At 40.8% G+C, this 23068-nt stretch carries 21 protein-coding genes and 1 pseudogene; 17 read left to right on the forward strand and 5 right to left on the reverse strand.

Going from position 1 to position 23068, the window contains the following annotated elements:
- The first annotated feature begins 97 nt into the window (after nucleotides 1-97).
- Nucleotides 98-1768, forward strand: coding sequence for a formate--tetrahydrofolate ligase (locus HMPREF2893_RS02670; RefSeq protein ID WP_070674055.1), 1671 nt, complete (start codon nucleotides 98-100; stop codon nucleotides 1766-1768).
- Between the two features lie 47 nt (nucleotides 1769-1815).
- Here HMPREF2893_RS02670 and HMPREF2893_RS02675 read toward each other — a convergent pair whose 3' ends face one another.
- Nucleotides 1816-3177 (reverse strand): MATE family efflux transporter, encoded by a 1362-nt coding sequence (locus HMPREF2893_RS02675; RefSeq protein ID WP_070674058.1) that lies wholly within the window; start codon nucleotides 3175-3177, stop codon nucleotides 1816-1818.
- Nucleotides 3178-3272: 95 nt separating this feature from the next.
- Here HMPREF2893_RS02675 and HMPREF2893_RS02680 point away from each other — a divergent pair, with 95 nt between their 5' ends.
- Entirely contained in the window at nucleotides 3273-3827 is a 555-nt protein-coding gene (locus HMPREF2893_RS02680; protein WP_070674061.1) for a GNAT family N-acetyltransferase, read from the forward strand.
- A gap of 180 nt (nucleotides 3828-4007) precedes the next feature.
- Here HMPREF2893_RS02680 and HMPREF2893_RS02685 read toward each other — a convergent pair whose 3' ends face one another.
- Nucleotides 4008-5036, reverse strand: coding sequence for a YdcF family protein (locus HMPREF2893_RS02685; protein WP_049490875.1), 1029 nt, complete (start codon nucleotides 5034-5036; stop codon nucleotides 4008-4010).
- Nucleotides 5037-5171: 135 nt separating this feature from the next.
- Between HMPREF2893_RS02685 and brnQ the strand changes: the two genes are divergently transcribed.
- From brnQ to HMPREF2893_RS02700, 3 genes are all read left to right on the forward strand, one after another.
- The gene (brnQ, locus tag HMPREF2893_RS02690; protein WP_049490874.1) at nucleotides 5172-6488 is read left to right on the forward strand and encodes a branched-chain amino acid transport system II carrier protein; all 1317 of its coding nucleotides are present in this window, start codon (nucleotides 5172-5174) and stop codon (nucleotides 6486-6488) included.
- A 154-nt stretch (nucleotides 6489-6642) separates the two neighbouring features.
- Nucleotides 6643-7350, forward strand: coding sequence for a thiol-disulfide oxidoreductase-associated membrane protein CcdA2 (gene ccdA2 / locus HMPREF2893_RS02695; protein ID WP_049488771.1), 708 nt, complete (start codon nucleotides 6643-6645; stop codon nucleotides 7348-7350).
- Between the two features lie 24 nt (nucleotides 7351-7374).
- On the forward strand, nucleotides 7375-7935 hold the full coding sequence (locus tag HMPREF2893_RS02700; RefSeq protein WP_070674265.1) for a TlpA family protein disulfide reductase: 561 nt from the start codon (nucleotides 7375-7377) through the stop codon (nucleotides 7933-7935).
- 37 nt (nucleotides 7936-7972) lie between these two features.
- Here the strand turns inward: HMPREF2893_RS02700 and HMPREF2893_RS02705 are convergent, their stop codons facing one another.
- The 3 genes and pseudogenes from HMPREF2893_RS02705 to HMPREF2893_RS11065 form a co-directional block, all read right to left on the reverse strand.
- Nucleotides 7973-9217, reverse strand: a complete 1245-nt coding sequence (locus HMPREF2893_RS02705) for an NAD(P)H-dependent oxidoreductase (protein ID WP_070661363.1) — start codon at nucleotides 9215-9217, stop codon at nucleotides 7973-7975.
- 18 nt (nucleotides 9218-9235) lie between these two features.
- Complete coding sequence (locus HMPREF2893_RS11060) at nucleotides 9236-9841, reverse strand: NADPH-dependent FMN reductase (protein ID WP_070674268.1); 606 nt, start codon at nucleotides 9839-9841, stop codon at nucleotides 9236-9238.
- Between the two features lie 30 nt (nucleotides 9842-9871).
- Nucleotides 9872-10789, reverse strand: a pseudogene (locus tag HMPREF2893_RS11065) (FAD:protein FMN transferase); the annotation flags it as partial.
- Nucleotides 10790-11013: 224 nt separating this feature from the next.
- Between HMPREF2893_RS11065 and nox the strand changes: the two are divergent.
- The 12 genes from nox to HMPREF2893_RS02775 all read left to right on the forward strand — a co-directional run bounded on the left by nox (nucleotide 11014) and on the right by HMPREF2893_RS02775 (nucleotide 23060).
- The gene (nox, locus tag HMPREF2893_RS02720; RefSeq protein ID WP_003001563.1) at nucleotides 11014-12390 is read left to right on the forward strand and encodes a H2O-forming NADH oxidase; all 1377 of its coding nucleotides are present in this window, start codon (nucleotides 11014-11016) and stop codon (nucleotides 12388-12390) included.
- Between the two features lie 118 nt (nucleotides 12391-12508).
- Complete coding sequence (locus HMPREF2893_RS02725) at nucleotides 12509-14053, forward strand: ClC family H(+)/Cl(-) exchange transporter (protein WP_070674063.1); 1545 nt, start codon at nucleotides 12509-12511, stop codon at nucleotides 14051-14053.
- Nucleotides 14054-14163: 110 nt separating this feature from the next.
- Complete coding sequence (gene efeO, locus HMPREF2893_RS02730; RefSeq protein WP_070674065.1) at nucleotides 14164-15036, forward strand: iron uptake system protein EfeO; 873 nt, start codon at nucleotides 14164-14166, stop codon at nucleotides 15034-15036.
- 5 nt (nucleotides 15037-15041) lie between these two features.
- Nucleotides 15042-16247 (forward strand): iron uptake transporter deferrochelatase/peroxidase subunit, encoded by a 1206-nt coding sequence (gene efeB, locus HMPREF2893_RS02735; protein WP_070674067.1) that lies wholly within the window; start codon nucleotides 15042-15044, stop codon nucleotides 16245-16247.
- Entirely contained in the window at nucleotides 16225-17910 is a 1686-nt protein-coding gene (locus HMPREF2893_RS02740; RefSeq protein WP_070674069.1) for an FTR1 family iron permease, read from the forward strand. Before efeB ends, HMPREF2893_RS02740 begins: the two co-directional genes overlap by 23 nt.
- A complete protein-coding gene (gene tatC / locus HMPREF2893_RS02745) occupies nucleotides 17897-18616 on the forward strand; it encodes a twin-arginine translocase subunit TatC (protein WP_070674072.1) in 720 nt (239 codons plus the stop codon). Before HMPREF2893_RS02740 ends, tatC begins: the two co-directional genes overlap by 14 nt.
- Nucleotides 18616-18813: a Sec-independent protein translocase subunit TatA/TatB gene (locus HMPREF2893_RS02750; protein WP_003007243.1), complete on the forward strand. Its 198-nt coding sequence runs from the start codon at nucleotides 18616-18618 to the stop codon at nucleotides 18811-18813. Before tatC ends, HMPREF2893_RS02750 begins: the two co-directional genes overlap by 1 nt.
- A gap of 417 nt (nucleotides 18814-19230) precedes the next feature.
- Nucleotides 19231-20166: a hypothetical protein gene (locus HMPREF2893_RS02755; protein ID WP_070674076.1), complete on the forward strand. Its 936-nt coding sequence runs from the start codon at nucleotides 19231-19233 to the stop codon at nucleotides 20164-20166.
- Nucleotides 20167-20244: 78 nt separating this feature from the next.
- Nucleotides 20245-20979, forward strand: a complete 735-nt coding sequence (locus HMPREF2893_RS02760; RefSeq protein WP_070674079.1) for a PoNe immunity protein domain-containing protein — start codon at nucleotides 20245-20247, stop codon at nucleotides 20977-20979.
- Nucleotides 20980-21009: 30 nt separating this feature from the next.
- Nucleotides 21010-21753, forward strand: a complete 744-nt coding sequence (locus HMPREF2893_RS02765) for a PoNe immunity protein domain-containing protein (RefSeq protein WP_070674082.1) — start codon at nucleotides 21010-21012, stop codon at nucleotides 21751-21753.
- 21 nt (nucleotides 21754-21774) lie between these two features.
- Nucleotides 21775-22254, forward strand: a complete 480-nt coding sequence (locus tag HMPREF2893_RS02770; RefSeq protein WP_083312224.1) for a toxin-antitoxin system YwqK family antitoxin — start codon at nucleotides 21775-21777, stop codon at nucleotides 22252-22254.
- A 59-nt stretch (nucleotides 22255-22313) separates the two neighbouring features.
- Nucleotides 22314-23060, forward strand: coding sequence for a PoNe immunity protein domain-containing protein (locus HMPREF2893_RS02775; RefSeq protein WP_070674085.1), 747 nt, complete (start codon nucleotides 22314-22316; stop codon nucleotides 23058-23060).
- Nucleotides 23061-23068 lie beyond the last annotated feature (8 nt).

Consider the following 23068-nt stretch of genomic DNA (forward strand, 5'->3'; position numbering starts at 1 on the left):
AGATTAAAAACGAACGTTCGATTCAAAAGGTGGTAAAACCATGTTATTTACGCGAATTTTCGGTATAATAGATCTATCAAATATAAAGGAGTCCCTTATGAAAACAGATATCGAAATTGCTCAAAGCATTGAACTCCAACCGATTGTGGACGTTGTTAAGAAGATTGGTTTGGTAGACGATGATCTTGAATTGTATGGAAAATACAAGGCGAAATTGAGCTTTGATAAGATTCGTGAAGTTGAGAAAAATCCAGTAGGAAAACTTATCTTAGTCACTGCGATCAACCCAACTCCAGCTGGAGAAGGGAAATCAACCATCACCATTGGTCTAGCAGATGCTTTGAATAAAATCGGTAAAAAAACCATGATTGCCATTCGCGAACCTTCTTTAGGTCCAGTTATGGGGATTAAAGGTGGTGCTGCTGGTGGTGGTTATGCCCAAGTTCTACCGATGGAAGACATCAACCTTCATTTCACAGGGGATATGCATGCGATCACAACGGCTAATAACGCTCTCTCAGCATTGATTGATAATCATTTGCACCAAGGAAATGAGCTAGGAATTGACCAACGTCGGATTATCTGGAAACGGGTAGTGGACTTGAATGACCGCGCTCTTCGTCATGTTTCTGTCGGTCTTGGCGGTCCTTTAAATGGGATTCCGCGTGAAGACGGTTTTGATATTACGGTTGCTTCTGAGATCATGGCCATCCTTTGCTTGGCGACAGATATTGAAGATTTGAAACGTCGTTTGGCCAACATTGTAATTGGTTACCGCTATGATCGTAGTCCAGTTTATGTCCGTGATTTGGAAGTAGAAGGGGCTCTTGCCTTGATCCTTAAAGATGCGATTAAGCCAAACTTGGTTCAAACCATCTATGGAACGCCTGCCTTTGTTCACGGTGGTCCATTTGCCAATATCGCCCATGGATGTAACTCTGTATTAGCAACGACGACAGCTCTTCATTTAGCAGATTATACGATTACAGAAGCAGGTTTTGGTGCTGACCTTGGCGCTGAAAAATTCCTCGATATTAAAACGCCGAACTTGCCTACTTCACCAGATGCAGTCGTGATCGTTGCGACTCTCCGTGCTCTTAAGATGAACGGTGGAGTGACCAAGGATGCTTTGACTGAAGAAAATGTAGAGGCTGTTCGTGCTGGTTTTGCCAACTTGAAACGTCACGTTGAAAATATCCGTAAGTTTGGCATTCCTGCAGTGGTTGCCATCAATGAATTTATCACCGATACAGAAGCAGAAATTGCTGCTTTGAAAGAATTGTGTGCTGAAATTGATGTGCCAGTTGAACTTGCGAGTGTATGGGCGAATGGTGCTGACGGTGGAGTTGAACTTGCTGAAACGCTGGTCAAGACTATTGAAACAAGTCCAGCTAACTACACACGCTTGTATGATAACAACCTTTCTGTTGAAGAAAAAATTGAAAAGATTGTTACAGAGATTTACCGCGGTACGAAGGTGAATTTTGAGAAGAAAGCCAAGACACAAATTGCCCAAATCGTGAAAAATGGATGGGATAAGTTGCCAATCTGTATGGCCAAAACACAATATAGTTTCTCTGATAATCCAAATGCCTTGGGAGCTCCTGAAAACTTTGAAATCACTATTCGTGAAGTTGTTCCAAAATTGGGTGCAGGCTTTATTGTCGCTTTGACTGGGGATGTGATGACCATGCCTGGTTTACCAAAACGTCCAGCTGCTTTGAATATGGATGTAGCTGCTGATGGAACAGCCATCGGTTTGTTCTAATCAGAAAAACAAAAGAACTTCTGCTCATTTGAACAGAAGTTCTTTTGTTATGGACTCGTTGAGGTTGATGATGCAAGAAGCTGATGACTGGCTTTATGATAGGTAAACCATAGTTGAAGGGTCATTGGAACCCAAATCAAGGGTTCGCACAGAATGACTCCTATATAGCCTGTATGGGGAATAATCAAGAGAACAAAGAGAATTTTTCCAGTTAACTCGATAAAGCTAGAAATCAAAGGGGTTAATTTTCGGCCGATGCCTTGAAGGGAATTCCCTAGAATCAAGAGACATCCTAAGACCGGATAGAAGCAGGAGCTGATTTGCAGATAGAGACTGGCATTTGCGATCAAGTTAGGATTGGTGGATCCAGAAATCAGGCTCGTCAAGAAGGGGCTTGTAAAGAAGAGGAGGATGGCAACAAAGACAGACCAAAGGAGGGAGAGGAGACAAGCTTGTTTGACGCCTTGTTGAATCCGTCGGAATTGCTTGGCACCAAAGTTTTGAGAGGTGAACGTTGTCATACTAGAGGAAATAGCAGTCATTGGTAGAAGAGCAAAGGACATGATCCGACGAGCTGAGATTTGGGCACTAATGATGGTCATTCCAAGCTTATTGATAGCCGATTGTAAGATGACGGTTCCGATAGAGACGATCGAAGACATGAGACCCATGGTCAGTCCTTGACTGATCAAGTCCTGATAGAGCCTTTGATCCCACACAAAATCGGTGCGATTTGGCAGGAGAAAAGGTACTTTTTTGCGGATATAAAAGAAACAAAGAAGGGCGGAAAAACTTTGCGCAATAATGGTCGCAACCCCAGCAGATTGGACTCCGAGATGCAGTTGGGTAATAAAATATAGATCGAGAAGAATATTGAGAATAGCAGCGATAATCAGGAAGTAGAGTGCCGCTAAACTATCGCCAACCGCTCTAAGAAGTCCAGCACAAAGATTATAGGCAAAGGTCACAGCCACACCATTGACAATGGTGGAGATATAGAGATAAGATTGAGACACAATAGCTGATGGAGTCCCTAAAAATTGGAGTAGGGGATAAAGCCCCACAGCACCAAAGAAGATCACGAAGAGACTGAGGACGCCGCCAATAACAGCAGTTGCGGCGACTGATTTTCGTAATTGGTCTTCGTTTTTTGCTCCATAATTTCTCGCAATAATGATGCCCATCCCATTTCCAACACCGACAGCAAATCCGACAATCAGATCAAAGATAGCAGAGGTCGCCCCAACGGCTGCCAATGATTTTTGACCTAAAAAACGCCCAACAATCATAACATCCGATATATTGTAGACTTGTTGGAAAATATTGGATAAGAGAATAGGAAAGGCAAAACTCAAAAGAGCTGGTAAAATAGGGCCATCTATGAGATCCACACGTTGAATTTTTTTCATAGTGCCATTATACCAACTTCACAAAACAGGGACAAGCGTCTTTAGTTGAATACCCTTACATTTTTTGGTATAATCAGTGCAGAAATGGAGGCTTTATGCGCTTAACCAGCCAATTAATCACTGAATCGTTCCCTGATCTAGATAAGGTCGAGAGGTTAAATATCGAGGCTTTCCCTGAAGAGGAACGGATTCCTTTATCAGAATACTTACGCTATACGGATAATGACGATGCCAATTTCTTTGCTTTTTATAACGAAGAAGAATTTGTCGGATTTGCTTTCTCTATCTACAATCAGAAAGCTTTTTATGTTAGCTTCTTTGCCATTATGCCCCACCTACGTAGCCACGGTTATGGTCAAGAAATCATTGAAAAATTGGTAGAATTTTACCAAAGAACCATGATTCTTGAAGTGGAACGTTTAGATGAAGAATGTGACAATCTAGAGCAACGTCAGTCTCGGATGGATTTCTATAAGCGAAATGGATTTAAAACTGCTAATGCTTTTTTAGAATACGAAGGACTGAGCTTTGAAATTCTCTATCGGGGTGATCACTTTGACGAAGAGGCTTATCGCGATATTTTCCACAAACTGCAGGAAGAAAATTATTTCGATTTCCGCATTAAATATAGACGCTTTAGTGACCACTAGGCAAGAAAGGGAGTGGGAAAGAACTCTGATTAGTTAAAAAGAGTTCGTATTCCCACCCCCGCACAGTTGATTAGGTCATCTTTGTAGCTTGAAAAGCGAACAAAGATGCCAATCAACCACTGTGTCATATAGTTACTTCTATCAAGCATAGAAGGCTGGACAGTTTTTGCCCAGCCTCTTTTAGTTTAGATGTTGAATGAAGAACTCAATCAGTTTCATGATTTGTGTAAAGAACCAAGGCAGAAACAGAAGAGCTAGGAAGGTAACATGCCATTTCCAATAGAGTGAAACCAAGCCAACGGTTTCTCGAATCCAAGCGGATGGGAGATAGTAAAAAGCTGTTCTTGAACCGATACTTCGACCAGGTATTTTCAATCGTCTCATAAAGACACCTGCACGGAGCGCGTGAAACGAATTGGTCACCACAAGGACTCTCTTGCCAAGCCCCTGTTTTTCAAGGATACGCTTGCTAAAGGTCAGGTTTTCAAAAGTAGTACGAGAGCGATTCTCGATGAGAATGGCGTCTTCTGGAACCCCATGTTCCATTAAGTATCTGGCCATCGCTTCCGCCTCAGCGATCAGCTCATCTGACCCTTGGCCACCGGAAACAATCAGCTTTGGTCGTCCCTCGAACTGCTCATAGATGGACTTTCCTTTCTCAAGACGTTGGGCCAAGAGTGGGGGAACCTTGTATCCAATCAAACCTGAGCCAAGGATGATGATGGCGTCTGGCTCTTTGCGAACCGGAAAGAGATTGCAAAAGGTCCCATAGGATACATAAGAGAGGTAGAGAAAGGTCATGTAAAACAGGGCAAAGTCAGTCAGATAAATGAGGATGTCATTCCCTGGAAAATAGGGCAGAAAATGTAGTGCCAAAGTTCCGATAATAAACAGCCCATAGAGAAGCGAGAGGAGGTTGGCCAGTCTTTTTCCTTCAAAAACCATCATTTGACGGCCGTTAAAAAGGAGAAAGATAGATGAGAAAATAATGCTGAGAAAAACGAGGATGGAAATCACAACAAATACAATAATTGCAATTTGTTGATTAAACCATAGCTCAGTTCGAACGACTAGTAGAAATGCAGAAATCAGTAGAAGAAGCCCCAAGTTTATCGAAAAGAGATAAGCATTGAAAAGCCTTCTGCGATCACTCATAAAGAACAATAAAAAAATAAGAGCTGGAAATAACCAGAATAGATATAGATACATGTTTTGCACCTCGTAAAATCTTACATCCATTGTACCATAATGACTGATAGAAATAGCGGATTGTTCATGCAAATAAGTTGCATTCTTCAAATGAATTTGATAAAGTTAAGATTATCGTTTTTTTAAGGAGATCGTATGTTACGAAAAGGTTCCCTGACAGGTTTATTACTGTTTGGTATTTTTTTTGGTGCTGGAAACCTGATTTTCCCACCGACTCTTGGTGCTTTATCGGGTAATCAATTTTGGCCAGCTATTGCTGGGTTTGTCCTTTCAGGCGTGGGAATTGCCATTGTGACCTTGATTATCGGTACACTTAATCCCAAAGGATATATTGATGAGATTTCTCGTAAGATTTCACCTGTTTTCGCGATTGTATACTTAGTTGCGCTTTATCTTTCGATTGGTCCTTTCTTTGCCATTCCAAGAACGGCGACGGTATCTTTCGAAGTGGGGATAGCCCCCTTATTAGGTGGAATGAATGCCAGTTTAGCACTTTTCATTTTTACTCTGATCTACTTTTTGCTAGCCTTTCTGATTGCTTTGAATCCATCTAAGATTCTAGATCGGATCGGTCGTATATTGACCCCGATCTTTGCGATTCTCATTTTGATTTTGGTCGTTCTTGGAGCTTTAAAATACAGTGGACATGCTCCAATGGTGGCCACCAAAGCCTATCAGGCTTCTGCCTTTGGGCAAGGATTTTTAGAGGGCTACAATACCTTGGATGCCTTGGCTTCTGTTGCCTTTAGTGTGATCGCAGTGACTACCCTGAATCAACTTGGATTTTCAAGTAAGAAAGAATACATCAAGACCATTTGGTTGGTTGGGATTGTCGTAGCGCTTGGTTTTAGTGTGCTGTATATCGGTTTAGGATATCTGGGGAATCATTTTCCAATTCCGGCTTCTGTTATGGCATCTGATACCAATAAAGGGGTGTATGTATTATCAGAAGCGACCAAAGCGATCTTTGGTCCGACTGCTCAGATTTTCCTAGCAGGAATGGTGACGGTAACTTGCTTTACCACAACTGCTGGTTTAATCGTCTCTACCAGTGAATTCTTCCATAGCACCTTCCCTAAGGTTTCTTACAAGGTCTATGCAAGTGTCTTCACTCTGATTGGTTTTGCGATTGCCAACCTTGGCTTGAATACCATTATTGCTTTCTCATTGCCAGTCTTGATGATTCTTTACCCAATCACCATTACCATTGTATTGATTGTGATAGTGAATAAATTTGTGGCTCTTTCAAAACCAGGAATGCAACTGACTATTTTCTTGGCCAGCTTGGTCTCTCTTGCAAGTGTTCTGGCAAGTACCTTTAAAATTTCACTAGTAGAAAAGGGGATTGCTTTGCTTCCATTTGCGTCTCAATCTCTTCCGTGGTTAGTGCCAGTAGTCATCGGGATTCTTTTATCGCTCGTATTACCAAATAAACAAACAGCAGAAGAATAAGTTATATTAGAAACTCTAAAGTTTTGTGCTTTAGAGTTTTTCTTTTGAAACTAGTATCTAAATCCAAACTTTAGTAAAAAAACGTAGCAGAAATTTTTATTTTTTGTCAGTCAATGTTATACTGAATGTAGCATATCAATATACGGAGTGAACTATGAATCCAATCATTTTTTCATTGACAGTTTTTCTTGCGGGTATTCTGTCTTTCTTTTCTCCCTGTGTCTTTCCTTTGCTACCTGTTTATATTGGAATCTTGCTAGGAAGTGATCAGGAAAAGGCTATCCAATTGTTCGGGAAAAAAATTCGCTGGCATGGCTTGCTGAAAACCCTTTGTTTTATTGCAGGTATTTCTGTTATTTTCCTCCTCATTGGTTTTGGAGCGGGCTTGCTTGGAAAGATCATGTACACCAATTGGTTCCGTTATCTGATGGGAGCCCTCATCATTATCCTTGGTCTTCATCAAATGGAAGTCTTTCATTTTCATTTCCTTGAAAAGCAAAAATCAGTAGATTTTGGAGCCAACAAACAGAAGAATGAATTGTTTTCAGCTTTTCTCCTTGGTCTTGGCTTTAGTTTTGGTTGGACGCCTTGTATTGGTCCAGTATTAGGATCAGTTCTTGCTTTAGCAGCATCAGATGGGCAAGATGCTCTTATGGGAGCTATTTATCTCCTTGTTTATACCTTGGGAATGGCCCTTCCGTTTTTACTGTTGGCCTTAGCATCTAGTCTGGTCCTACCTTACTTTAATCGTCTCAAACCCCATTTGTTATTGCTGAAGAAAATCGGCGGAGCTATCATTATTCTGATGGGAATTCTCTTACTTTTGGGACAATTGAACAGTTTGTCATCTATCTTTTCATAAAATAATCCGGAGGTTTAACGCATGATGAAAGGTATTAAATACGCTTGTTTCTCAGTACTTTCTCTAACTTTGCTGTCAGCTTGTTCTATGAGTCAATCCAGTGAGAGTAGTATGGGCAATCAGCCAACAATGAATACAACAACGAATAAGCATCCTTTGGTAGGAAAAAACGCCAGTGACTTTGAGTTAAAGGATATGAAGGGGAATACGGTCAAACTTTCAGACTACAAAGGGAAGAAGGTCTATTTGAAATTTTGGGCAACCTGGTGTGGCCCTTGCCGGCAAAGTATGCCTGAATTAGAGAAATTGGTCAAGGATACGGATAGAGACTTTGAAATTCTGACCATTATGGCACCAGGACTCCAAGGTGAAAAAACAGAAGAAGAATTCGTTAAATGGTTTGATCAACAAGATTACAAGTCCGTACCGGTCTTGTACAACCCAGATGGTTCTGCATTTGCAGATTATCAGGTTCGCTCTATTCCTACAGAAGTCTTTATAGACAGTCATGGGAAAATTGGACATGTCCAATTAGGGGCTATTTCAAACGAAGATGCTAAGAAGATCATCAAGGAGTTACAATAAAAAAATGAAGCACGCAGCTTCATTTTTTTCTAGTTTCTTAGTTGCTTGCACCAGAAGTTGCATCGGCATCTCCGTGCCCTCCGTCACCATGTCCTCCAGCATCAGAAGCACCAGAAGTTGCATCTGCACTACCGTGTCCACTAGCAGGAGCAAATGGACCGCTTCCGCCAACTAGACGTTGTCCTGTTGTTTGTAGGTACCAGTCCAACCATGGTTTGAAGTTGAAGACAATCTCATTGATACCAGCGTAAGAACCATCTTCATAGTACATAGCTTGGTAGTTGTGAGTGTTGATCACGCCTTCAGGAGATCCTGGAACAATAGTCCGAACATAGTCTTGGTTACCGTTACGAAGGGTACCAATCACCCATTCCACGTTTTTCATACGTGCTGGTGGTAGGGAGCCGTGAACGGTTGACATCCGGCTTCCTGATTGAGGTGGCACGCGTTTAGCAAACATGGTATCTGGATCTTGATGGGCATTGTTGTAGTAGAGGAATTGGTTGTTATCATCGGCATAAGTCAATTCAAATGGCATAGCCTTCAAGAACATATCAATTTGGTTAACGGTTAGGATACCGTGGTCGAGTTTGACATAGGTATCGCCAGAAACGGCACCGGTGATTTCAGCTACTTTTTCTACCCAATCTGGATCATCAGGATCGACTTCAGTAACAGTTGTAGCGATTGGATGATTACAATCCAAGTCTTCTGGTTCAATTGGTTTTGGTTTTTTCAATTTAGATACAACCTCAACGTATTTCATAAAATTATCCAAGCAGGTTTCAAGGAATTTGACGGTTCCCTCGTTGATGATATTGCCGTTTTCGTCAAAAGCTTCTTTCGCTTTTCCAAGAAGGAATTCATTTCCTGGAAGAGTATAAGCATTGACACCTGGGGCATCGAGGATCTTACGGAGGTGAACTTGTGCACGTGAAGTCCCTTGATCATAGTAAGAAGCACCAACGATCATAACGGGTTTGTTTTCAAATGGATGTACCTCGAATGATAGCCATTCAAGAACAGACTTGAGAGCAGCAGAGATCGTATGGTTGTGCTCTGGAGTGGCAATGATGACACCATCTGCACGAGTGATTTTGTTATATAAGAGACGTAATTGGAAACTTTCGTCCCATTTTTCATCTTGGTTAAACATTGGAACTTCGTCGATTTCAAGAACTTCCAATTCAAATTTGATCTTAAATTGGCGGCGAATGAATTCCAAAAGTTTACGGTTATATGATTGATCGTAGTTCGATCCTACAAGTCCAACAAATTTCATTCTTTTCTGTCTCCTATCTTACAAGTTTTCCCAGTCAAATTCTTCAGCATCTTTGCGAAGCAATTCTTGGGCGTTGCGCAATTTGTCTGTAATTTTTACAAACACACGGAAATCATTGAAGATGGCATCTAATTTTTGAATAACATCTAAATCCACCAAGTCTCCGTTTTGATCAAAGGCTTGCAATGAATGGGAGAGCAAGAATTCATCTGGCAAGACATTCGCTTTAATTTCAGGAGCATTTAAGATTTGGCGAAGTTGGAGTTGGGCGCGTGAAGATCCCAACGTACCGTATGATGCCCCAGTAATCATGACCGGTTTGTTCAACAATGGGAAGACCCCGTATGAGAGCCAAGCGAGTGCACTCATCAAGACCGCTGGAATAGAGTGGTCGTATTCTGGAGTTCCAATAATGACCCCATCAGCTTCTTCAATTTTTGCAACAATATCCAAGACAGCTTCAGGCACTTGTTTGTCGGCTGGTTTGTTAAAGACAGGGATATCTTTAATTTCGACCAATTCGATCTCAGCCTTATCAGCAAAATGTTTTTGCATGTATTGAAGCAGTTGACGGTTTGTAGAACGTTTGGAGTTAGTCCCCACAATCGCAATAAGTTTTATCATGGAAAATTCCTTTCTGATAGGAGAATTATAAATAAGATTGAAGCCCCTTGTATAGGCGATCTTGCCTGATTGAGAAACCAATAAGGTATCTATACCAGGAAGTGATTCAACAGTGTTGAGGATAGAAGCAGGAGATTCCCCGAACAAGCGGGTAGTCCATATTTCCCCGTCTACGGATCGATCAGATATGATGGTGATACTGGCTAAATCTGTCTCAACCGGATAGCCCGTCGCGCTATCAAAGATGTGGTGAAACGACTGGCCGTCCACTTCTAAATGACGCTCGTAGATACCAGAGGTGACAATAGATTTATCCTTGACGGAGAGGACCAGCAGGTGCTGACCTCTTTTTTCGACTGGATTTTGAATGCCAATCCGCCAAGGTTGTTGTTTGACGGGGTGTTGACCGACAGTGAGGATATTTCCTCCAAGATCGATCAAGGCATCTGTTACTCCCTGACTCTTTAAAAAGGTTGCAATACAGTCTGCACTATAGCCCTTGGCCAAAGCTCCTAAATCAATCTTCATTCCAGGACGTGTCAGAAAGACTGTATGGTTTTCTGGGTCGAGCTGGATTTGGTGAGGATCGATTATGGTCAGAGCTTGATCAATTTCCCCTTGCTGGGGACGTCTAGCATCTGAAAATCCAATTCGCCAGGTCTGTACAAGAGGACCAATGGCGATGTTTAAATGGCTGTTTTGAGCTTGACTATGCAAGGTACCTAATGCAATCAGTTCAAAAAGATCTGGATGAACTTGGACAGGAGCAATACCAGCTTGGTGATTGACCTCCATGAGTTCAGAACTTGCATCATTAGCACTGAAGCGATGTTCGTAGGAGCGAAGAAGTTCAAAGCAACGGGCTAAGAGTTCATTCGCTTGTGGGTGACAGATCGAAACAGTGATGGTCGTTCCCATCAACCGTTCGGATCGACTACTTAGGTCCACTAAAAATCTATCCTTTCCTATTTTCACTTACTTACAGTATATCAAAAAGATATCGTTTTCACAATCCTTTCAAGCATATTGTTTGACATTTTTTGAAACATGTGAAGTGTGATTTTCTGGAAAATTGAAAAAAAGATCACAAATTCTGAGCAAAATAATTGTAACCGATATCATTTTTATGATATACTCAAGAAGTAAATTAAATTAAAGGTAGGATTTATTCTATGAGTAAAATCGTTGTTGTAGGGGCTAACCATGCCGGAACAGCTTGTATCAACACTATGTTAGATAATTTCGGAAATGAAAATGAAATTGTAGTTTTTGACCAAAACTCAAACATTTCATTCCTTGGATGTGGGATGGCGCTTTGGATCGGTGAACAAATCGATGGTCCTGAAGGTCTTTTCTACTCTGACAAAGAAAAATTGGAAGCAAAAGGTGCAAAAGTCTACATGAACTCACCTGTTCTTTCAATTGACTATGACAACAAAGTGGTAACAGCGGAAGTTGATGGAAAAGAACACAAAGAATCTTACGAAAAATTGATCTTTGCGACTGGATCAACACCAATCATTCCTCCAATTAAAGGAGTTGAAATTGTTCCTGGTAACCGCGAATTCAAAGCAACTCTTGAAAATCTTCAATTCGTTAAATTGTACCAAAACGCTGAAGAAGTGATCGAAAAATTGAAAGACAACAGCAAACATTTGAACCGTATCGCCGTAGTTGGTGGTGGTTACATCGGTGTTGAACTTGCTGAAGCTTTCGAACGTCTTGGTAAAGATGTTGTCTTGGTGGATATCGTGGACACTGTCTTGAATGGCTACTACGACAAAGACTTCACTGACATCATGGCGAAAAACTTGGAAGATCACAACATCCGTTTGGCACTTGGACAAACGGTTCAAGCGGTTGAAGGAGATGGTAAGGTAGAACGCCTTGTAACCGATAAAGAAACCTTCGATGTAGATATGGTTATCTTGGCTGTTGGTTTCCGTCCTAATACAGCTCTTGCTGATGGTAAGATCGAACTCTTCCGCAATGGTGCTTTCCTTGTTGATAAGAAACAAGAAACGTCACTTCCAGGTGTATACGCAGTTGGTGACTGTGCGACTATCTTCGATAACGCTCGTAACGAAATGAGCTACATCGCTCTTGCATCTAATGCAGTTCGTTCAGGTATTGTCGGTGCCTACAATGCGACTGGTCATGAATTGGAAGGAATCGGTGTTCAAGGTTCTAACGGTATCTCTATCTACGGCCTTCACATGGTTTCAACTGGTTTGACGCTTGAAAAAGCGAAAGCTGCAGGCTTCAATGCCACTGAAACTGGCTTCAACGACCTTCAAAAACCTGAATTTATCAAACACGATAACTATGAAGTTGGCATCAAGATTGTCTACGATAAAGACACTCGTCAAATCCTTGGAGCTCAAATGGTATCTCGTGATAGCGCCATTTCAATGGCTATCCACATGTTCTCACTTGCGATTCAAGAACACGTGACGATTGATAAATTGGCTTTGACGGACTTGTTCTTCTTGCCACACTTTAACAAACCATACAACTACATCACTATGGCAGCTTTAACTGCTGAATAATGAATAACTGAAAAACAAAGCTAGCGTTGCTAGTTTTGTTTTTTTCTGTCTTTCCATGTATTCAGAGGCAGTGAAATAAGGTATAATGAATAGGATAAGAGTTTGAAGGAGTTAGGGAATGTCTGCTAAAGAAGAAGCCTTAAAAAAGGAATTTCGTTTTGCCTCTAGTTCGATTGTGGCCCATATTGTCAGAGGTGTTCTGGTTGGGATTGTTGTGGGCTGCATCGTCTCGAGTTTTCGTTTTTTGATCGAACATATTTTTCATTTTGTTCAAGGCGTATACAAGGAGATGTCTGGTCAACCATTTTATTTGTTTGCGATGCTGTTGGGTTATGGGGTGATCGTACTGATTGCTGGTCGCCTCATTCGCACCAATCGGGATATCAAGGGATCAGGAATTCCGCAAGTCGAAGCGGAGCTTAAGGGCCTCTTGGCGGTGAGCTGGTGGGATACCCTGTGGAAGAAGTATATTCTAGGTGTTTTGGCCATCGGAAGTGGCTTGATGCTTGGTCGTGAAGGTCCTAGTATTCAATTAGGGGCAATGGGTGGAAAAGGAGTGGCCCATCATTTGAAGGTTAGCCCAGTTGAGGAGCGGTCTTTGATTGCAAGTGGGGCTGCCGCTGGTCTTGCGGCTGCCTTTAATGCACCTATAGCGGGGCTCCTATTTGTGGTTGAAGAGGTCTACCATCATTTTTCACGCTTCTTTTGGATTTCAACCTTGGCTGCTAGTTTGACGGCTAATTTTATTTCACTCAATGTCTTTGGTCAAACACCAGTGCTTCATATGCCACAAAATATTCCGCCACTCCATCTGTCTCAATACTGGATTTATCTTTTTCTTGGAGTCTTTTTAGGGGCGGCAGGTTATGTCTACGAAATAGTGGTTCTCAATATCGGTCGCCTGTATCGTTTGCTAGAGAGGATTTTCCATGTTCCTTCTCATTATTCTTCTTTATTTGCCTTTGTCTTGATTCTTCCAATCGGCTATTTTCTTCCTCAAATTCTTGGTGGTGGGAATCAATTGGTCTTGGATTTGGCTCGAGTACCGTATCCAGTGCTGACCATCCTTCTCTATTTTGTGATCCGTTTCATCTGGAGTATGTTGAGCTATGGTAGTGGCTTGCCAGGCGGCATCTTCCTGCCTATACTAGCATTAGGGTCACTTTTAGGGGCCATCGTTGGAACCTTCCTCCAAAACATTGGCTTTATCTCTCAAAATCAGCTGCCTCTCTTCATTATTTTAGGCATGAGTGGGTATTTTGGGGCTATTTCAAAAGCACCTTTAACAGCGATGATCTTGGTGACAGAGATGGTCGGTGATATTCGCAGTTTAATGCCCCTAGGTATGGTGACTTTACTGGCTTATATGATCATGGATCTCTTCCATGGAGCGCCAGTCTATGAAGCCATGCTCGAGCAATTGTTGCCGGATAAGGCGCAAGAAGAAGGAGAGTTGACTTTAATTGAGATCCCTGTATCAGAAAAGATTGCTGGAAAGCAAGTCCATGAACTGCACCTCCCTCAAGATATCTTGATCACCACACAAATGCGAAGCGGTAAGAGTTATACAGTCAATGGTGCGACCCGCTTGTATCTAGGTGATAGCATCTTTGTAGTGGTTAAAGAATCCGAAATCGGACGGGTCAAAGATATTCTTTTGTAAAAGACAGATTCTCAGAAAAGTTTTTCTATTATTAAATTTTCAGACAATTATTGAAAAATGAGAAAATATCTGGTAAAATAAGGGCAAGAACAAATGAGGAGAAGTCTTTCATGAAAAAATATAGTCTACTCTTATTGAGTGTTGCTCTTTTAGCAGGGTGTGCAAATATTACTAGCAAACAGTCGAGTCAAAAGACGCAAACCAGCTCAACGGTGCAGTTGTCAAAGGCTGACCAGAAGACCTTGGACAATGCGACAGCTGAATACAAAGACTTTGTTGAAATGCAAATTGACCAATTGCTCAAGGATACAGAAGGATTCCGAGCTACGTTAAAAGACGGGAATTTGGAAGAAGCTAAAAAGCAATATCCCTTGATCCGTATGGCCTATGAACGTTCCGAACCAATTGCTGAAACCTTCGGGGAATCGGATGTCAAGATCGACTACCGCTTGGTGGATTATGTGGATGAAAATAAATCAGAAGATGGCTGGTCAGGTTTCCACCGGATTGAGCGTATTCTTTGGGAAAACAATACCACAGATGGAACAGACAAATACGCTGACCAACTGGTGAACGATATCAAGGAGTTGAAAGCTAAAATTGCTACAGTAGAAGTCACACCGGATATCATGTTGACCGGAGCTGTCGATTTGCTCAATGAAGTGGCAACGCAAAAGATTACAGGTGAAGAAGAAGTCTTCTCTCATACAGATCTTTACGACTTCCGTGCCAACATTGAAGGGGCTGAAAAGATCTTCTCTCTCTTTAAACCCTTGATTGAGAAAAAAGATGCCAAATTGGTTAAAACCTTGGAATCAGAATTTAAGAATGTTAATGCTTTATTGGACAAACACATGACAGATGATTCAAACTATAAGTCTTACACAGATTTATCCAAGGAAGATACCAAGGAATTGGCAGAAGCTGTGACCAAACTTGGTGAACCTTTGTCTCAAATGGGTGTGATTTTAGATGGGAAATAAGAAAAATGGCTGACGAAAAATTTTTAGATAAAAAAATGGACCGTCGTGAATTTCTTAAAAAAGCAGGTATTGGAGGGGCTGGTCTAGCGCTGGGTCTCTCTGGTGCATCTGCTTTTTTCGCTAATCAAGACAGTTCCAGCAAAAAAGCTTATGACGGGGATGAAGACATCTCCTTTTATGGCAAGCATCAAGCAGGGATTACGACGGCCATGCAAAAGGCTTGCTACTTGGTTGTGTTAGATCTTCACACGACGGACAAAAATGAAGTCATCCAGCTCTTTAAAGACTGGACCGATTATAGTAGTAAACTAGTTGAAGGAGAATTGGTCAAAAAAGATGGTTCCAATGCCCTCTTGCCACCAACAGATACAGGTGAAACAGTGGGACTCAACCCCTATCGCTTGAGCTTGACTTTTGGGGTATCGGCTTCCTTTCTAAAGAAACTAGGCTTGGAGGCCAAACGTCCCAAGCTCTTTCGTGATTTGCCTCCATTTCCAAAGGAGCAGTTGCAGGACAAATACACAGGTGGCGATATCGTCATTCAGGCCTGTGCAGATGATGAGCAAGTAGCCTTTCATGCGGTGCGAAATCTAATTCGTAAGGGTCGCAATACCATTACCATGAAGTGGAGCAAATCAGGATTTGCAGCTATTGGCGACCGAAAAGAAACGCCGCGCAACCTCTTTGGTTTCAAGGATGGAACAGCAAATGTCACGACGGAGAAGGATTTTGACAAGGTCGTCTGGACTGACAGCAAGGACTGGATGAAGGGTGGTTCCTATATGGCCCTTCGCCTAGTGCAAATGCACTTGGAAACTTGGGACCGAACCAATTTGCAGGAGCAAGAAAACACCTTTGGTCGCTACAAGGAGTCCGGTGCTCCCTTTGGTAAAACCAACGAATTTGATGAGGTAGATTTATCTAAACTACCAGTAGATTCACATGTCCGTTTGGCCAAAGAAGTGGATCGACCGATTTTACGTCGTTCCTATTCCTATTCGGATGGCATCAATGAACAGACTGGGCAATTTGATGCTGGCTTGATCTTTATCGCCTTTCAAAAGGATCCGAACAGCTTTGTCAAAATCCAAACCAACTTGGGCGCAGTGGACAAAATGAACGAGTACATCACCCATATCGGAAGTGGACTCTTTGCTTGCTTTGCAGGCGTTGAGAAAGGAGGCTACCTTGGTCAAGCACTCTTTGAATAAATTCTTGATCTTGTTAGGCCTTCTTGCCTTGATCTGGACTCATCCAGTAGCTGCGGAATCTTATAGCGATCTCTTTATCAAGATCACAGATGCAACAACCGCTCTAGAAAATAAGAATCAGGATAAGGCCAAGGAATTGATCGCTGAGATTCAGGCTGATTTTGAATCCAAAGATCACCATAATTCCAAAGCAGGGAAAAAAGTTAGCCAAGCCCTGGCTATAAAAGGGGAGGTAAGAAAAGAGGATCTTACTAAGATCTCATCTGCCTTGCTGGCTTTTGAAAAAGAGCAAAATCCGGTCGATTTAGAGGCGGAAAAAGACAAACTTGTCAGTCGGCTCGCTCCTTATTTTAAGAACCTACAAGAGGCCATTACAGCTAAGGATCTAGATAAAACCCGTCAAACCTATGCTGATCTTAATAACACCTGGACGCGAAACGAAGCGGTAGTAAGAGATCACAGCACAGCCTACTATGGCAAAATCGAGACGGCTATTTCGCTCTTACGCAGTAGCATTGAAACAGAGCCTACCGATTTCACCAACATCCAGTCCTCTTATGATGACCTCAAAAATGCAATTGATGCCTTTGTAAAAGGAGAAGCCATTAGCAGTGCCAGTACGGATTTGACGCTGAACGATGGGATCAAGCTTTTGGAGAAGGCGCAAAGCCAATTCCAAGCTGGGGATGAAAAGTCTGCTGCAGCGACTATGAAGCAGTTCATCACGATCTGGCCAACCATCGAGGGGGATGTTAGCACGACCAATCCAAGTCTCTACACGCGCGTAGAGAGCGAATCCCCGGTCATTATGGTCAAGGGGAAAGAAAAGGCCTATCAAGAGAAATTACAAGCCTTGATCAAGGACCTTTCTGCGATCGATACGACAGCTTCTTACAACGCTTTTGATGCCATGTTGATTCTATTGCGTGAAGGAGTAGAAGCCCTTCTGATTGTCATGGCGCTTGTGACGACCCTTAAGGCCGCTAAGATGAGGAAAGGCCTTAAATGGGTTTACGGTGGAGCTATTGCTGGTGTTCTTGCCAGTGCAGCGATCGCTCTTGTTTTGCAAGTAGCATTTCCAGCCGTTTCTTCGGGGGCTAACCGGGAAATCATTGAAGGTGGCGTTGGGATTTTCGCTGTGGTCATGATGATCCTCATCGGAATTTGGCTCCACAGCAAGTCTTCAGTCAAACAGTGGAATGCCTTTATGGACCGTCAAATGAAGACAGTGACGGCTACTGGAAGCTTTGTCTCGATGTTTGCTCTCAGTTTCTTAGCAGTCTTTCGTGAAGGGGCTGAGACCATTCTCTTTTATGTCGGGATCATTCCGCGGATTACAACTGCGAATTTCTTACTGGGAATCGGGCTTGCTATAGCCGTTCTCATCATCATTGCAGTGGCTATGACCAAGGCTAGTCAAGCTATCCAACCTCACAGAATCTTTTTCATTCTGACTTGGTTGATTTACGTCTTGGCCTTCAAGATGCTCGGTGTCAGCATTCACGCCCTTCAGTTGACCAATATCCTCCCTAGCCATTTGGTCAATGGACTTCCAACCATCGATTGGGCGGGGATCTATCCAAGCTTGGAAGTTCTTCTTCCTCAAGGTATCTTTGTGGCCTTGATCGCACTCGTTACGGTGAGACAACATGGCAAAGAGTAGAGCAGATGAAATGACCATTGTCGAGCACTTGGTCGAATTTCGAAAACGATTGATCGCAGTGGTCTTGTGTTATATTATCGTCTTTCTGGTGGCTTTTGTATTTGGTGGAGAACTCTACCAAGCCTTGACGGCTAGCCTCCATCAAAAACTGCTGGTATTGGGGCCGAATGATATCCTCTGGATCTATGTATCGCTGGCTAATCTCACAGCTTTTAGCCTGACCTTGCCCTTTATTGTCTACCAGATTTGGCAGTTTGTAAGGCCGGCTCTGAAGGAGAAGGAGGCGCGTGCAGTTTTTGCCTACATCCCAGCTAGCTTTATTTGCTTTGTGCTGGGGCTTGCATTTGGTTATTTCTTTGTCAGTCCAGCTATTTTAGAGGTCCTGATGCGCTTGGGAGAAGGGCTGTTTGATACCCAATTGACGGCGCAAAATTATCTAACCTTCTTATGGCACACTACCTTGCCTTTAGGGGTTTTGTTCGAGTTACCAGTTTTGGTCGCTTTTCTGACCTCGATTGGACTTTTGACACCACAGTTTTTAATAACCTACCGACGTTACGCTTACTTTGTTCTGCTGGTCTTAGCCGTCGTGTTAACCCCTGCAGACTTTATCAGTGACTTTGCCATGACACTCCCTTTGATCCTCTTATTTGAAGTGAGTGTCGCCATCAGTAAAGTCATCTATTTAAGAAAAAGGAGAAACTAATGGGAATTTTACGTGATATTGGAGCACCAGGATTGATCATCATCATCCTAGGCGCCCTCTTGATTTTTGGACCAAAACGCCTGCCTGAGTTGGGCCAGTCCATCGGCAAAATGTTTGCTGAATTTAAGACTGCTGTCAATAAAGGCAGTGAAGAAGCTGATCAAGACACCAAAGAAGCTAAAGAAGAAAAAGAATAATCAGACAATTTTCAAAATTCTATTGAGTTCGATTGCATAAAAAGGTATAATAAGACAAGTACTTGCAATCGACGAAGGAGGAAACCATGATTATTACGATTTTGTCACTCATTTTCTATTTCAGCTATATCGGATTCTTATGCTGGTTGGTCGTAAAAATTGTCGAAAAATTGTTCAATTTCTTGTTGAACCGTTAATAAAGAAACAATCCATTTCACCTACGAGTGAGTGGATTTTTTTCTTATTCATTCAGATAGAGACCCTGTGGTCTCTTTTTGCTTATCCAATTTCCCTAGCTAGTGACTAACTTGAACTTCAAACTGTATTTCGGTATGATAGTAGGGAATAGATTTACGGTTTGTTTGTGAGGACCCGACTGAGTAATATACAAGGGGCTGCAGATAAGAAGGAGAAGGAATGAAGAGTTTTAAAAAGATTGCAATATTGTCTACGATTTTTGTTGCAATTTTGGGATTTTTTGTCTGGAAATACTACCAAGATAAACAAGAAAAAGAAGATTATTACAATAATGTGTACACTTATAGTGGTGACTTCGAAATTGGTGATTATGAATTTCTAGGAGATAAGGGCGTCGTAGCAAAGTGGGTTAGTAAAGATCCGGAAGAAGATAAACAAATTCGTAAGCACCTTAAGAACGATCCACAAAGTAAAGTTGAATATCATAACAATGATGTTATCATGGCAGGTAAACGTTTTATCATTAGAGAGAATTTTAAAACGATGTCGCGCAAAAAAGGTGGTAGTACCTATCGTTTATTAATCTATGATACAAAAGATCAAACTTTAAAAAAGAAAGAGGTTGATGTATTAAAATGGCTTCGAGAAAAAGGTGAAGGTTGGAGATTGAGTACAGTTAGTCCATCTTTAAATACATTACCTAGCGGAAAAGAAGTTTTGTCGGTCAATATTCAAAAGAGTATAGAAAAAAAGGTGAATGGCATTCCGGTCTCTAAGACAGAAATTAAACCATATTATTTAGATTTGGAAACGGGAAAATTCATTGACTATCAGAAGGACAGCAAAAAAATTGAGGGATTATATTATTCAATCAATGAAAATTATCAAGGTGATTCTTCACCAGGAGATAAATTACTACATTATGGTCTTGATTTGAACTATAATACTGTAAACATCAAAAAAGAATTATTTGACCAAAATAAAGATCTACCTATTCAGAAGGAATATCCGAAGGCTTACAAAATTTTAAAAGAAAAGGATAGTGCCTATTATCCAACTTTTAATGGTGATAGAAGTCCAAAAGAAATTCTTGATCATTTATCCCCACTTATACCAGAAGGTGCTGAAATATTTTCCATCAGTAGTATTTATTAGAGGGAAAGAACTATTTTGTATTCTATCTGATTATGTAATGCCTATGAAAAGCTCAATATAACTATTTGAGGATAAGCAGTGAAAAGAGATACTATTTTTATTGAAAAGAAAATTCATGAACTAATTCAAATTAATAAATTATCTATTGATGAGTGGACTCAAGAATTAACAAAATTAAAACAAGGGGAAAATTCATACAAACGACCGGTTGAAGAAATTATCAAATCAGTACAACTTGATATTTCTATTTATCAGAAGGAGAATATGATAGCCACCTACACTGCAGGTTATCCTATTGAAAAATTCAAAGAAGAGTACCTTACATTTGTTGATAGTCTTGTCCCTGTGTGGCATAGTAATTCAGGATATGATGCAATGCTCTGGGCTCTTTCCATTGGTATTTTGTTAGAGGTTGATGAAACGACTTTTGATAAATTGGTAGATTTGGTAAGGAAAGATGATCCAGAGGACTATTTGATCGATTATCTTATCCAGTCTCATCATCCAGAGTGGACAATTCGGATAAACTATAATTTCCCAAGACCTTATTGCTTTACCCGAAAGATTATAGAGGAAGAAAATTCTGAAAAAGCTGTATCTCTCTTGAAAGAATACTTGACTAAAAAACGGTATCAGGGATGTAGAGATGAAGGTTGGTATGATTTGCATAAGCGCAACATTGATAATTATTATGGTTATTGGTCCTTTGAATCAGGCGCTCTCTGCAAGATTAAGGGCTTAGATTATAAACAGTTAGAAGGGCTTCCGTACTTTCCTTATGATTTGGTTGTGGAAGGTGGAATATATAGATAATTTATATAGGGACTTAGAAAGAAGATAGAGTTGGAACTAAGAGACACGTTTTCAGATAAAAATAATATCAATGGACTAATCCAAGTTTTTCAAAAAGCCATTCAGGATTCTGAAGAACGAATTCAAGCAATTGAACAGGATGAGAAAGAAGGAATCCAAAAATTTTCTTTGGACAATAAAGTTGTCATTTCGAATATAAGATCATCAATAAGTCGGTACCAAAAAGAAGTTATGATAGCGACTTATACTGCGGGTTATTCTATTGAAGATTTCAAGGTTGAGTATATTAAGTTTGTAGAGAGTTTGCAACTATCTTGGCAAGGCAATTCTGGCTATGAACAAATGGTCTGGGCCCTCTCTATTGGAATTTTGTTAGAAATTGAGGAGGATATGTTTAATCAGCTAGTAGATTTGGTCAAGAAGGATGACCTAGAGGACTATTTGATTGATTATCTGATTCAATATCGACGTCCAGAGTGGAAGATTCGACTGAATTATAATTTTCCAAAGCCTTATGGTTTTACCAGAAAAATTATTGAAGAAGAGGATTGTGAACAAGCTTTAAAATTGCTTAAAGAATATGTGACTAAGAAATGGTACCAAGGCAGCAGAGATACAGGATGGTACAATTTACATAAAACCAATAACAGAAGTTATTATGGCTATTGGTCCTTTGAATCAGCTGCTATATGCAAACTAAAAGGATTGGATTACAAGGAATTAGAAGGACTTCCGTACTTCCCATATGATTTGGTTGCGGAAGGAACGCTATAAAATAAACTCTAAGGTTGAAAAATGATGGAAGATAAGATTTTAACAAAAGAAGAAGTGCTTCAAAATGGTGTTTGTTTTGAAGAAGAGCTTGATTGGGGTGGATGGTATTATGAACAGATTGTTTGTGAGAACGAATCTGGCGAAGAAATTCCATTTACAGGTTTAGCTTATGATTTATACCCAGATGGTAAATTAGAGTATTATGGTTATATTAAAGATGGGTTCCGTCATGGAATGAATGTATGGTTTTATCCTAATGGAAATATTGAAAGTATCAATCCTCAAGATTGCGGTGCAGCTGATGGGCTTCAAAAGAAATACTATGAAAACGGCGCATTAAAATCACAGGAATATTGTGTTCTAGGGGCAAGAGTAACTTATATTGAGTACGATGAGGCTGGCCATATTACCAATGAAAAATTAGAACCGACTGACGCGGATTTTGAGAGAGCAAAGAAGTGGGGTGTTGATTTATCAAAACGAGACATGACTTTGAAGTAGAACAAAATCGCTTGAGATCTCAGATTGACTTAACGAATCGTTTTTAAAGGAGACACGAAATGGGTTTACGAGATACTTTAAATACAGAAGAAAATTATAAAGATGGCTTAATATCAAATAGAGAAGCCTTACTGTATTTTCAAGAAAAATTAGGAAAACTTCAAAGTGATTTAGATAATGGAATAGAAAACTATAAAAAGCCAACGATCGAAGTTTATCAGTCAACTTTAGCTACTATTTTGTCTTATCAGAGAGACATTTTATTAGCAACTTATTCTAGTGGAGCCTCTTTGTCAGCATTTAAAGAGGAATATATTTCCTTTGTATCGTCTCTAATACCAATTTGGCGCAAGGAATGGGGATACGAACAAATGCTATGGGCGCTTTCTATTGGGATTCTTTTAAACATTGATGAAGAGACTTTTAATCAGTTAGTAGACTTGGTCAAAAAAGATGATCCAGAAGATTATTTGATTGATTATCTGATTCAAGCTCGTCATCCAGAGTGGACGATTCGGATCAACTATAATTTTCCTAAACCTTATGGATATACTCGGAAAATCATTGAAGAAGTGAATTCTGAACAGGCAATAAAATTGTTAAAAGAATATTTGGTTAAGAAATGGTACCAAGGGAGTGGGGATGCTGCTTGGTATGATTTACATAATCAAAATGTAAAAAATCATGTAGGTTACTGGTCCTTTGAATCTGGCGCTCTCTGCAAATTGAAGGAATTGGATTATAAACAGTTAGAAGGGCTTCCGTATTTTCCATATGATTTAGTTGCGGAAGACGCGAAAGTATAGGATGAGAT

The organism is Streptococcus sp. HMSC072C09 (assembly GCF_001813105.1).
In the GTDB taxonomy this organism is placed as follows: domain Bacteria; phylum Bacillota; class Bacilli; order Lactobacillales; family Streptococcaceae; genus Streptococcus.